Source organism: Streptomyces sp. NPDC048185 (genome assembly GCF_043202495.1).
Lineage (GTDB): Bacteria > Actinomycetota > Actinomycetes > Streptomycetales > Streptomycetaceae > Streptomyces.
In genome coordinates, this window is sequence record NZ_JBIDAN010000013.1 from 101,645 (window position 1) to 113,417 (window position 11,773).

General features: G+C 71.0%; 10 protein-coding genes. 1 reads left to right on the top strand and 9 read right to left on the bottom strand.

Going from position 1 to position 11,773, the window contains the following annotated elements; translation table 11 throughout:
* Positions 1-34: 34 nt before the first annotated feature.
* The 9 genes from ACGF3H_RS30435 to pyrR form a co-directional block, all read right to left on the bottom strand.
* Positions 35-358, bottom strand: a complete 324-nt coding sequence (locus ACGF3H_RS30435) for an integration host factor (protein ID WP_003977346.1) — start codon at positions 356-358, stop codon at positions 35-37.
* A gap of 223 nt (positions 359-581) precedes the next feature.
* A complete protein-coding gene (gene pyrF, locus ACGF3H_RS30440; protein ID WP_362496540.1) occupies positions 582-1,436 on the bottom strand; it encodes an orotidine-5'-phosphate decarboxylase in 855 nt (284 codons plus the stop codon).
* On the bottom strand, positions 1,433-2,539 hold the full coding sequence (locus tag ACGF3H_RS30445) for a quinone-dependent dihydroorotate dehydrogenase (RefSeq protein ID WP_362496543.1): 1,107 nt from the start codon (positions 2,537-2,539) through the stop codon (positions 1,433-1,435). The genes pyrF and ACGF3H_RS30445 overlap by 4 nt, the downstream gene beginning before the upstream one ends.
* A gap of 258 nt (positions 2,540-2,797) precedes the next feature.
* Positions 2,798-6,106: a carbamoyl-phosphate synthase large subunit gene (gene carB, locus ACGF3H_RS30450; RefSeq protein WP_362496546.1), complete on the bottom strand. Its 3,309-nt coding sequence runs from the start codon at positions 6,104-6,106 to the stop codon at positions 2,798-2,800.
* A complete protein-coding gene (gene carA / locus ACGF3H_RS30455; protein WP_362496550.1) occupies positions 6,099-7,241 on the bottom strand; it encodes a glutamine-hydrolyzing carbamoyl-phosphate synthase small subunit in 1,143 nt (380 codons plus the stop codon). The genes carB and carA overlap by 8 nt, the downstream gene beginning before the upstream one ends.
* Positions 7,238-7,804 (bottom strand): hypothetical protein, encoded by a 567-nt coding sequence (locus ACGF3H_RS30460; protein WP_362496552.1) that lies wholly within the window; start codon positions 7,802-7,804, stop codon positions 7,238-7,240. The genes carA and ACGF3H_RS30460 overlap by 4 nt, the downstream gene beginning before the upstream one ends.
* Positions 7,801-9,087, bottom strand: coding sequence for a dihydroorotase (locus ACGF3H_RS30465; protein WP_362496554.1), 1,287 nt, complete (start codon positions 9,085-9,087; stop codon positions 7,801-7,803). The genes ACGF3H_RS30460 and ACGF3H_RS30465 overlap by 4 nt, the downstream gene beginning before the upstream one ends.
* Before the next feature lie 4 nt (positions 9,088-9,091).
* Positions 9,092-10,090, bottom strand: coding sequence for an aspartate carbamoyltransferase catalytic subunit (locus ACGF3H_RS30470; RefSeq protein WP_362496557.1), 999 nt, complete (start codon positions 10,088-10,090; stop codon positions 9,092-9,094).
* Positions 10,091-10,205: 115 nt separating this feature from the next.
* Positions 10,206-10,802, bottom strand: coding sequence for a bifunctional pyr operon transcriptional regulator/uracil phosphoribosyltransferase PyrR (pyrR, locus tag ACGF3H_RS30475; protein WP_362496559.1), 597 nt, complete (start codon positions 10,800-10,802; stop codon positions 10,206-10,208).
* 297 nt (positions 10,803-11,099) lie between these two features.
* Here pyrR and bldD point away from each other — a divergent pair, with 297 nt between their 5' ends.
* The gene (gene bldD, locus ACGF3H_RS30480) at positions 11,100-11,603 is read left to right on the top strand and encodes a transcriptional regulator BldD (RefSeq protein WP_006131213.1); all 504 of its coding nucleotides are present in this window, start codon (positions 11,100-11,102) and stop codon (positions 11,601-11,603) included.
* Positions 11,604-11,773: the final 170 nt, after the last annotated feature.

The window sequence follows — 11,773 nt, forward strand, 5'->3', positions numbered from 1 at the left end:
GCGATTATTCCAGCAATCGTGCAGTGCCCGGGACTCAGGAGCCCGTGCTGCCGAACTCACGCTCCAGGGATGCGATCTGGTTGGAGCCGAGGCCCCGCACGCGGCGGCTCTCGGAGATGCCGAGCCGCTCCATGATCTGCTTGGCGCGGACCTTGCCCACGCCCGGCAGGGACTCGAGGAGGGCGGAGACCTTCATCTTGCCGATGACGTCGTTCTCCTGGCCCTGCTTGATGACCTCGTGGAGGGAGGCGCCGGAGTGCTTGAGTCGATTCTTGACCTCGGCCCGCTCCCGGCGAGCCGCGGCGGCCTTTTCGAGCGCGGCTGCGCGCTGTTCAGGGGTAAGGGGCGGAAGAGCCACGCCTACGTCACCTCGGATGTCGAACTGTCGGATACGGACCGGTGAGGAACCTAGTCGCCCCACACCTGGTGAGCCACGAGCAACACGCTCGCCCGTTGACTCTCGACGGAGACTAGCGGTCAAGTCCGCCAGAGTCAGCGAGAACAGCGGAAAAGTCCTGGTCAGCCTCCGTCAGGCCAGACATTTAAGACATACTGCCTCGGATTTGAGGATGTATCCAGGGTCAGGCCGCGGTGACCGCGTGGCTGATCTCCTCCGCGAAGCGGTCGGTGGCCGTCCGCAACGCGGCCACATCGGGACCGTGACGCAGAACACCCCGGCTGACGTTGGGAACGACGTTGCGCACCGCGGCACCGAAGACCCGCGGCAGGTCCGCCGGGGTGGCTCCCTGGGCGCCGATTCCGGGGGCCAGGAGCGGGCCGTTGATGCCCAGGTCGTACGAGGAGAGGTCGCCCAGGGTGGCGCCCACGACCGCGCCGAAGGAGCCGAGGGGCCGCTCCCCCGCGTTCTCGGCCGCCAGGTGCGCCAGCACGGTCGCTCCGACGTTCCGTCCGTCGGCGCGCACCGCGTGCTGGACCTCGCCGCCCTCCGGGTTGGAGGTCAGCGCCAGCACGAACAGGCCCACGCCGTTCTCCCGCGCCAGGTCGACGGCGGGCTTCAGCGAGCCGTAGCCGAGGTACGGGGAGACCGTCAGCGCGTCCGAGAACAGCGGGGCGTCCTTGTGCAGGAAGGACTCGGCGTACGCGGTCATGGTCGAGCCGATGTCGCCGCGCTTGGCGTCCATGACGACCAGCGCGCCGGCCGCCCGGGCCTCCTGGACCGACTTCTCCAGGACGGCGACGCCGCGCGAGCCGAAGCGCTCGAAGAACGCGCTCTGCGGCTTGAGCACGGCGGCCCTCCCGGCCACCGCCTCGACGACGGTGCGGCTGAAGCGCTCCAGGCCCGCCACGTCGTCGTTCAGGCCCCACTCGGCGAGCAGGGAGGCGTGCGGGTCGATGCCGACGCACAGCGGGCCGCGTTCGTCCATCGCGCGGCGCAGCCGGGCGCCGAAGGGCTCGAGTACGGTCGTGCCGGTCATCGGGACTTCCTCACATCGGCGCCGACCGCGTCGGCGAGGGTGGCGTACGGGCTCTGCCGCAGGCGGGCGGCGAGTCCCTTGTGGATCGCGCGGCCCCAGAAGGGCCCCTCGTAGATGAACGCGCTGTAGCCCTGGACCAGCGTGGCACCGGCCAGGATGCGCTGCCAGGCGTCCTCGGCGGTCTCGATGCCGCCGACACCCACCAGGGTGATCCGGTCGCCCACGCGCGCGTACAGGCGGCGCAGCACCTCCAGGGAGCGGGCCTTGAGGGGGGCGCCGGAGAGGCCGCCGGTCTCCTTGACCAGGGAGGGCGTCGACCGCAGGCCGAGCCCCTCGCGCGCGATGGTGGTGTTGGTGGCGATGATGCCGTCCAGACCGAGTTCGACGGCCAGGTCGGCGACCGCGTCGACGTCCTCGTCGGCCAGGTCCGGTGCGATCTTGACCAGCAGGGGCACGCGCCGCGCGGGCACCGCACGGTCGGCGGCCTCGCGGACGGCGCTCAGCAGCGGGCGCAGCGCCTCGGTGGCCTGGAGGTTGCGCAGGCCGGGCGTGTTCGGGGAGGAGACGTTCACCACCATGTAGTCGGCGTACGGCGCCAGCCGCTCGGCGGACTTCACGTAGTCGCCGACGGCCTCCTCCTCCGGGACGACCTTCGTCTTGCCGATGTTGACGCCGACGACGGTCCGGAAGACGGGGTTGCGGGAGGCCAGACGGGCCGCCACGGCCCGCGAGCCGTCGTTGTTGAAGCCCATGCGGTTGATCAGCGCCCGGTCCGCCACGAGGCGGAACAGCCGCTTCCTGGGGTTGCCGGGCTGCGGCTCCCCCGTCACGGTGCCGATCTCGACGTGGTCGAAGCCGAGCATCGCCATGCCGTCGATGGCGACCGCGTTCTTGTCGAAGCCGGCGGCGAGCCCGAAGGGGCCGTGCATCCGCAGGCCCAGGGCCTCGGTGCGCAGCTCCTCGTGGCGGGGCGCGAGCGCGGCGGCGACGAAGGTGCGCAGCACGGGGACGCGGGCGGCGAGGCGGATCCAGCGGAAGGCCAGGTGATGGGCCTGCTCCGGGTCCAGGCGGGCGAAGAAGAGCTTGAAGAAGATCCTGTACATGTGTCCTCGTCGGGGCTTCATGAGGGGGCTCATGAAGAGGGGGACACCGTTTCCGGTGTCCCCCTCGGGGCTTCAGGGGGCGTCGTTTGGATCTTGCCGGAATCGCGGGGCCCGGCACGCACATCTGCGGCGTTGTCGTCGGTTGCCAGGGCTCCGCCCTGTCGCCCTCCTCCGCCTTGCAGCTGCACGCACCAGACCCCGCTCAGGTCGGCCACCAAGCACCGTCGCCCGGAGCCGACCTGATCCAAACGACACCCCCTAGTCGCGGGCCGCGGTCAGGAACTCCGCGTGTTCCTGGAGTGAGCGGACTCCCACGTCGCCGCGGTTGAGGGCGTCGATGCCCTGGACCGCCGCGGCGAGCGCCTGGACCGTCGTCAGGCAGGGCACGGAGCGGGCCACGGCCGCCGTGCGGATGTCGTAGCCGTCGAGGCGGCCGCCGGTGCCGTACGGGGTGTTGACGATGAGGTCGACCTCGCCGTCGTGGATGAGCTGGACGATGGTCTTCTCGCCGTTCGGGCCCGTGCCCTCGGACTGCTTGCGGACGACCGTGGCGTTGATCCCGTTGCGCCGCAGGACCTCGGCGGTGCCGGAGGTGGCCATCAGCTCGAAGCCGTGGGCGACCAGCTCGCGCGCCGGGAAGATCATCGAGCGCTTGTCACGGTTGGCGACCGAGATGAACGCCCGTCCCTTGGTCGGCAGCGGCCCGTACGCGCCGGCCTGCGACTTGGCGTAGGCCGTGCCGAAGACGGAGTCGATGCCCATGACCTCGCCGGTGGAGCGCATCTCCGGGCCGAGCACCGTGTCGACGCCGCGGCCGTGGATGTCCCGGAAGCGGGACCACGGCATCACGGCCTCCTTGACCGAGATCGGCGCGTCCAGCGGCAGCTCGCCGCCGTCGCCGTTCGCCGGCAGCAGGCCCTCGGCGCGCAGCTCGGCGATGGTCGCGCCCAGCGAGATGCGGGCGGCGGCCTTGGCCAGCGGCACCGCGGTCGCCTTCGAGGTGAAGGGGACGGTGCGCGAGGCGCGCGGGTTGGCCTCCAGGACGTAGAGGATGTCTCCGGCCAGCGCGAACTGGATGTTGATCAGGCCGCGCACGCCGACGCCCTTGGCGATGCCCTCGGTGGAGGCGCGCAGCCGCTTGATGTCGAAGCCGCCGAGCGTGATCGGGGGCAGGGCGCACGCCGAGTCGCCGGAGTGGATGCCGGCCTCCTCGATGTGCTCCATGACGCCGCCGAGGTAGAGCTCCTCGCCGTCGTACAGGGCGTCGACGTCGATCTCGATCGCGTCGTCCAGGAAGCGGTCCACGAGGACCGGGCGGGACGGGCTGATCTCGGTCGACTCGGCGATGTACGCCTCGAGGCGGGTCTCGTCGTAGACGATCTCCATGCCGCGTCCGCCGAGCACGTAGGACGGGCGGACGAGGACCGGGTAGCCGATCTCGTCGGCGATGGCCTTGGCGCCGGCGAAGGTGGTGGCGGTGCCGTGCTTGGGGGCGGGCAGGCCCGCCTCGGCGAGCACGCGGCCGAAGGCCCCGCGGTCCTCGGCGGCGTGGATGGCCTCCGGGGAGGTGCCGACGACCGGTACGCCGTTGTCCTTGAGGGCCTGGGCGAGGCCCAGCGGGGTCTGGCCGCCGAGCTGGACGACGACGCCGGCGATCGGACCGGCCTGGGCCTCCGCGTGGACGATCTCCAGGACGTCCTCCAGGGTGAGCGGCTCGAAGTACAGCCGGTCGGAGGTGTCGTAGTCGGTGGAGACGGTCTCCGGGTTGCAGTTGACCATCACGGTCTCGTACCCGGCGTCGCTCAGCGCGAAGGAGGCGTGGACGCAGGAGTAGTCGAACTCGATGCCCTGGCCGATGCGGTTCGGGCCCGAGCCCAGGATGATCACCGCGGGCTTCTCGCGCGGCGCGACCTCGGTCTCCTCGTCGTAGGAGGAGTAGAAGTACGGCGTCCTCGCGGCGAACTCGGCGGCGCAGGTGTCGACCGTCTTGTAGACCGGGCGGATGCCGAGCGCGTGCCGGACCTCGCGGACGACGTCCTCGCGCAGGCCGCGGATCTCGCCGATCTGCTGGTCGGAGAAGCCGTGCCGCTTGGCCTCGCCGAGCAGGCCGGGGGTCAGCTCGGGCGCCTCGGCGAGCTCGTCGGCGAGCTCCTTGATGAGGAAGAGCTGGTCGACGAACCAGGGGTCGATCTTCGTGTACTCGAAGACCTCCTCGGGCGTGGCGCCGGCGCGGATGGCCTGCATGACGGCGTTGATCCGGCCGTCGGTGGGCCGGACGGCCTCTTCGAGCAGCGCCTTCTTGTCGCCGGGCTCGCCGACGAAGGTGAACTGGCTGCCCTTCTTCTCCAGGGAGCGCAGCGCCTTCTGGAAGGCCTCGGTGAAGTTGCGGCCGATGGCCATGGCCTCGCCGACCGACTTCATGGTGGTCGTGAGGGTGGAGTCGGCGCTCGGGAACTTCTCGAAGGCGAACCGCGGGGCCTTCACGACCACGTAGTCGAGCGTCGGCTCGAAGGAGGCCGGGGTCTCCTGCGTGATGTCGTTCGGGATCTCGTCCAGGGTGTAGCCCACGGCCAGCTTGGCGGCGATCTTGGCGATCGGGAAGCCGGTCGCCTTGGAGGCGAGCGCCGAGGAGCGGGAGACGCGCGGGTTCATCTCGATGACGATGACACGGCCGTCGGCCGGGTTCACCGCGAACTGGATGTTGCAGCCGCCGGTGTCGACGCCGACCTCGCGGATGATCGCGATGCCGACGTCGCGCAGGATCTGGTACTCGCGGTCGGTGAGCGTCATCGCGGGCGCCACGGTGATCGAGTCACCGGTGTGCACGCCCATCGGGTCGAAGTTCTCGATGGAGCAGACGACCACGACGTTGTCGTTCTTGTCGCGCATCAGCTCCAGCTCGTACTCCTTCCAGCCGAGGATGGACTCCTCCAGGAGCACCTCGGTGGTCGGCGAGAGGGTGAGGCCCTGGCCGGCGATGCGGCGCAGCTCCTCCTCGTCGTGGGCGAAGCCGGAGCCGGCACCGCCCATGGTGAAGGAGGGGCGGACGACGACGGGGTAGCCGCCGAGCGTGTCGACGCCCGCGATGACGTCGTCCATGGAGTGGCAGATCACGGACCGGGCGGACTCGCCGTGGCCGATCTTCTTGCGGACCTCCTCGACGACCTCCTTGAACAGGTCGCGGTCCTCGCCCTTGTTGATGGCCTCGACGTTGGCGCCGATCAGCTCGACGCCGTACTTCTCCAGCACACCCTGCTCGTGCATGGAGATCGCGGTGTTGAGGGCCGTCTGGCCGCCCAGGGTGGGCAGCAGCGCGTCGGGCCGCTCCTTGGCGATGATCTTCTCGACGAACTCGGGGGTGATCGGCTCGACGTAGGTGGCGTCGGCGATCTCCGGGTCGGTCATGATCGTCGCCGGGTTGGAGTTCACCAGGATGACGCGCAGGCCCTCGGCCTTGAGCACGCGGCACGCCTGGGTGCCGGAGTAGTCGAACTCGGCGGCCTGGCCGATGACGATCGGGCCGGAGCCGATGACCAGGACGGACTGGATATCGGTGCGCTTAGGCACGCTGGCCCTCCATCAGGGAAACGAAGCGGTCGAACAGGTACGCGGCGTCGTGCGGGCCGGCTGCCGCCTCGGGGTGGTACTGGACGCTGAAGGCCGGCTTGTCGAGAAGCTGGAGGCCCTCCACCACGTTGTCGTTCAGGCAGACGTGGGAGACCTCGGCGCGGCCGTAGGGGGTGTCGGAGACCTTGTCGAGCGGGGCGTCGACGGCGAAGCCGTGGTTGTGCGCGGTGACCTCGACCTTGCCGGTCGTCCGGTCCTGCACCGGCTGGTTGATGCCGCGGTGGCCGTACTTCAGCTTGAAGGTGCCGAAGCCGAGGGCGCGGCCCAGGATCTGGTTGCCGAAGCAGATGCCGAACAGCGGGGTGCCGCGCTCCAGGACGCCCTGCATGACCGAGACCGGGTGGTCGGCGGTCGACGGGTCGCCGGGGCCGTTGGAGAAGAACACGCCGTCCGGGTTGACGGCGTAGACGTCCTCGACGGTGGCCGTGGCGGGCAGCACGTGCACCTCGATGCCGCGCTCGGCCATGCGGTGCGGGGTCATGCCCTTGATGCCGAGGTCGACGGCGGCGACGGTGAACTTCTTGTCACCGATCGCCGGGACGACGTACGCCTCGGTGGTGGCGACCTCGGCGGACAGGTCGGCGCCGCTCATCTCGGGGGCCTGGCGGACCTCGGCGAGCATGGTGCCCTCGTCGGGCAGCGCGTTGCCGGAGAAGATGCCGACGCGCATGGCGCCGCGCTCGCGCAGGTGGCGGGTGAGGGCGCGGGTGTCGATGCCGCTGATGCCGACGACGCCCTGGGCGGCGAGCTCCTCGTCCAGCGTGCGCCGCGAGCGCCAGCTGGAGGGCACGCGGGCGGGGTCACGGACGACGTACCCGGCGACCCAGATCTTCTTGGACTCCATGTCCTCGTCGTTGACGCCCGTGTTCCCGACGTGCGGGGCGGTCATCACGACGACCTGGCGGTGGTACGACGGGTCGGTGAGGGTCTCCTGGTAGCCGGTCATGCCGGTGGAGAACACGGCTTCGCCGAAGGTCGCCCCCACGGCCCCATAGGCGCGGCCGCGGAAGATCCGGCCGTCCTCCAGGACGAGTACGGCGGGAGTCCTGTCAACTCCCCTGGTGGAGGTCGTCATCGTGCGCCTTCCGTTTCCGTCTTGTTGATCATGTCGTTCAGGGTTTCGACCCACTCGTTGTGCTCGGCCGCGTGGTCGGAGCGGAAACCGGAGTCGATCAGTTTGCCGCCGTGCGACCAGGTGACGATCAGCAGACCGCCCTCCGTGAGCACCTTGCCGGCGATGCCCTTGTCGAGCCGCGCCTCGCGCAGTGCGGCGAGGGGGACGAAGAAGTCGGCCGCACCGGGGCGTACGACGTCCAGTCCCGCGTCCGTCAGCGTGAGCTCGGCCCGGCTCCGGGTGCCCAGGCCGTGCGCCACGATGCGGTCGAGCCACTGACCGGCGGTGGTGGAGCCGTGGTAGCGGCCGCTCATCGTCAGTCTCGCCGGACCGGGCTCGTCCGGCACGGTGGGCAGCTCGGGCAGGTCGCCCTGGAGGGTGCCGCGCCACTTCCAGCCCTCGCGCATCAGCCAGTAGACGAGCGCGACGAACAGGCCGAGGCCGACGACCCAGCCGACGCGGGCGGCCCAGTCGGTCACTTCCGCCGATTCCTCACCGGCGGCCAGCAGGATTACAGGTGTCACGTGAGCTTCCCGTCGACGAGCGTGGCCTTGCCCCGCAGCCACGTGTGCGTCACACGGCCCGGCAGCTCACGCCCCTCGTACGGAGTGTTGCGGCTGCGCGAGGCGAAGCCCGCGGGGTCCACCCGGCCACGGTATGCCGTGTCGACCAGGGTGAGGTTGGCGGGCTCACCAGCCGAGACGGGTCGTCCGTGGCCGGCGGCCTGTCCGATCCGCGCGGGCGTGAAGGACATCCGGTCGGCGACGCCGGCCCAGTCGAGCAGGCCCGTGTCCACCATGGTCTCCTGGACCACCGACAGCGCGGTCTCCAGGCCGACCATGCCCATGGCGGCGGCGGCCCACTCGCAGTCCTTGTCCTCGTGCGGGTGCGGGGCGTGGTCGGTGGCGACGATGTCGATGGTGCCGTCGGCGAGCGCCTCGCGCAGGGCCATGACGTCGCGCTCGGTGCGCAGCGGCGGGTTGACCTTGTAGACCGGATTGTACGACCGCACCAGCTCGTCGGTGAGGAGCAGGTGGTGCGGGGTGACCTCGGCGGTGACGTCGATGCCGCGGGACTTGGCCCAGCGGACGATCTCGACGCTGCCGGCGGTCGACAGGTGGCAGATGTGGACGCGGGAGCCGACGTGCTCGGCGAGCAGCACGTCCCGGGCGATGACCGACTCCTCGGCGACCGCGGGCCAGCCGCCGAGGCCGAGCTCGGCGGAGACGACGCCCTCGTTCATCTGGGCGCCCTCGGTGAGCCGGGGCTCCTGCGCGTGCTGGGCGACGACGCCGCCGAAGGCCTTCACGTACTCGAGGGCTCGGCGCATGATCACGGCGTCGTGGACGCACTTGCCGTCGTCGGAGAAGACGGTGACGCCGGCGGCGGACTCGTGCATGGCGCCCAGCTCGGCGAGCTTGGCGCCCTCCAGGCCGACGGTGACGGCGCCGATGGGCTGCACGTCGCAGTAGCCGGACTCCTGGCCGAGCCGCCAGACCTGCTCGACGACGCCGGCGGTGTCGGCGACGGGGAAGGTGTTGGCCATGGCGAAGACGTTGGTGTAGCCGCCGCTCGCCGCGGCGCGGGTGCCGGTGAGGACGGTCTCGGAGTCCTCGCGGCCGGGCTCGCGCAGGTGGGTGTGCAGGTCGACCAGGCCGGGCAGCAGCACCTTGCCGGCGGCCTCGACGACCTCCGCGCCCTCGGCGGACAGGCCCGTGCCCACCTCGGCGACGACGCCGCCGTCGATCAGCACGTCCTGCGGCTCGCCGCCGAGGACCTTCGCACCGCGGATCAGGGTCTTGCTCATCGTCTTACTTCTCCTCGGTGGGGCGGGCGTGGGTGACGGCGGGCTCGGGCTTCGCGCCGAACTCGGCGCCGCCGAGCAGCAGGTACAGGACGGCCATCCGGATGGAGACGCCGTTGGCGACCTGCTCGACGACGGTGCAGCGGTCGGAGTCGGCGACCTCGGCGGTGATCTCCATGCCGCGGACCATCGGGCCGGGGTGCATCACGATGGCGTGCTCGGGCATCTTCGCCATGCGGTCGCCGTCGAGGCCGTACCGGCGGGAGTACTCGCGCTCGGTCGGGAAGAACGCGGCGTTCATGCGCTCGCGCTGCACGCGCAGCATCATCACCGCGTCGGACTTCGGCAGGGTGGAGTCGAGGTCGTAGGAGACCTCGCAGGGCCAGGTCTCGACGCCGACCGGCAGCAGGGTCGGCGGGGCGACGAGGGTGACCTCGGCGCCGAGGGTGTGCAGCAGGTCGACGTTGGAGCGGGCCACCCTGCTGTGCAGGACGTCGCCGACCAGGGTGATGCGGCGGCCGTCCAGGTCCTTGCCGAGGCCGGTGTCGCGGCCGACCAGGCGGCGGCGCATGGTGAAGGCGTCCAGCAGGGCCTGCGTGGGGTGCTGGTGGGTGCCGTCGCCGGCGTTGATGACGTGGGCGTCGATCCAGCCGGAGGTGGCCAGGCGGTACGGGGCGCCGGAGGCGCCGTGCCGGATGACGACGGCGTCGACGCCCATGGCCTCCAGGGTCTGCGCGGTGTCCTTGAGGGACTCGCCCTTGGAGACGCTGGAGCCCTTGGCGGTGAAGTTGATGACGTCCGCGGACAGGCGCTTCTCGGCCGCCTCGAAGGAGATCCGGGTCCGGGTGGAGTCCTCGAAGAAGAGGTTGACGACGGTCCGGCCGCGCAGGGTGGGCAGTTTCTTGATCGGCCGGTCCGCGACCCGGGCCATCTCCTCGGCGGTGTCGAGGATCAGGACGGCGTCGTCGCGGGTGAGGTCGGCGGCCGAGATGAGATGACGCTGCATCTGTCAGGCTCCGTAAGGCGATTCATGCGGAAGAGCGGGATAATTCGGGCGGCCGGGTGCGTGCGGGGGCACACCGAGCGGGCGTACGGCACCGGTGAGGGCGCACGCCGGGGTGCTACGGGTGGGCGCCCGGGGTGTCCGGCTTGGCACCGAGCAGCACGGTGTCGCGACCGTCCTCCTCGGCGAGCTGGACCTTGACCGTCTCCCGCAGCGACGTGGGGAGGTTCTTGCCGACGTAGTCGGCGCGGATGGGCAGTTCGCGGTGGCCGCGGTCGACGAGGACCGCGAGCTGCACCGCGCGCGGGCGGCCGATGTCGTTCAGGGCGTCCAGGGCGGCGCGGATGGTGCGGCCGGAGAAGAGGACGTCGTCGACGAGGACGACCAGGCGGCCGTCGATGCCGTCACCGGGGATCTCGGTGCGGGCCAGTGCGCGCGGGGGCTGCATGCGCAGGTCGTCGCGGTACATGGTGATGTCGAGCGAGCCGACCGGCATCTTGCGCTCGGTGATCTGCTCCAGCTTGTCGGCGAGCCGCCGGGCGAGGAAGACGCCCCGGGTCGGGATGCCGAGGAGCACCACGTCGTCGGCGCCCTTGGCGCGTTCGACGATCTCGTGGGCGATACGGGTGAGCACCCGTGCGATGTCGGGCCCCTCCAGCACGGGCCGTGCGTCGGACGATGCGTCCTGCTGCCTGCTGTCCTGCTGCTTGTCCATACGAAACGGACCTCCTTCTCCGCCTCACGGGACGGACCTTAAAGGACGTCGGAATTGCGCCACCTACGCTACCAGGCCCACGGGACCGCCCCGATCGGGCCCCCGACACTCCCCCGTCACTCCCGCGCCGCGTCCGCGTCACCCGTTCGCAGCAGCGGAGGACGGGTACCACGGAAGCGTCGGCGCGGACCATTCGGCTTGACGCAGAAGAGTAACGCTGCGTAACCTCACAGTGAGTTACCAGCCGCGCGGCTGACAACACAGCCGGCCGCGTCGACACCTTGTCCGGGGAGCCATATGTCCAGCGAATACGCCAAACAGCTCGGGGCCAAGCTCCGGGCCATCCGCACCCAGCAGGGCCTTTCCCTCCACGGTGTCGAGGAGAAGTCCCAGGGCCGCTGGAAGGCGGTCGTGGTCGGGTCGTACGAGCGCGGTGACCGTGCCGTGACCGTGCAGCGCCTCGCCGAGCTGGCGGACTTCTACGGCGTTCCCGTGCAGGAGCTGCTGCCGGGCACCACCCCCGGCGGCGCCGCCGAGCCGCCGCCGAAGCTGGTCCTCGACCTGGAGCGGCTGGCCACGGTGCCGGCCGAGAAGGCGGGCCCGCTGCAGCGGTACGCGGCCACGATCCAGTCGCAGCGCGGCGACTACAACGGCAAGGTGCTCTCGATCCGCCAGGACGACCTGCGCACACTCGCCGTCATCTACGACCAGTCGCCCTCGGTCCTCACCGAGCAGCTGATCAGCTGGGGTGTCCTGGACGCGGACGCCCGCCGCGCCGTGGCCTCCCACGAGGACGCCTGAGCCCGGGAGGACGCTCGGGGCACAGCAGAAACGTACCGCCGGGGTGGCCGGAAACCTGAGGGTTTCCGGCCCCCCCCGCCGGGGGGGGGGGGCCCCGCGCGCCGGGCGCCCCAGGGGACCCCCCTGGGGCGGGGGGCCCCCCGGGGGGGCGCCGCCGGCCCCCACGCGGG

What these genes read in the sequence shown, in the direction of transcription:
- ACGF3H_RS30465 (WP_362496554.1), bottom strand. Translation starts at nt 9,087, where the DNA reads ATGAGCAAGACCCTGATCCGCGGTGCGAAGGTCCTCGGCGGCGAGCCG.
- ACGF3H_RS30470 (WP_362496557.1), bottom strand. Translation starts at nt 10,090, where the DNA reads ATGCAGCGTCATCTCATCTCGGCCGCCGACCTCACCCGCGACGACGCC.
- pyrF (WP_362496540.1), bottom strand. Translation starts at nt 1,436, where the DNA reads ATGACCGGCACGACCGTACTCGAGCCCTTCGGCGCCCGGCTGCGCCGC.
- bldD (WP_006131213.1), top strand. Translation starts at nt 11,100, where the DNA reads ATGTCCAGCGAATACGCCAAACAGCTCGGGGCCAAGCTCCGGGCCATC.
- ACGF3H_RS30445 (WP_362496543.1), bottom strand. Translation starts at nt 2,539, where the DNA reads ATGTACAGGATCTTCTTCAAGCTCTTCTTCGCCCGCCTGGACCCGGAG.
- carA (WP_362496550.1), bottom strand. Translation starts at nt 7,241, where the DNA reads ATGACGACCTCCACCAGGGGAGTTGACAGGACTCCCGCCGTACTCGTC.
- pyrR (WP_362496559.1), bottom strand. Translation starts at nt 10,802, where the DNA reads ATGGACAAGCAGCAGGACAGCAGGCAGCAGGACGCATCGTCCGACGCA.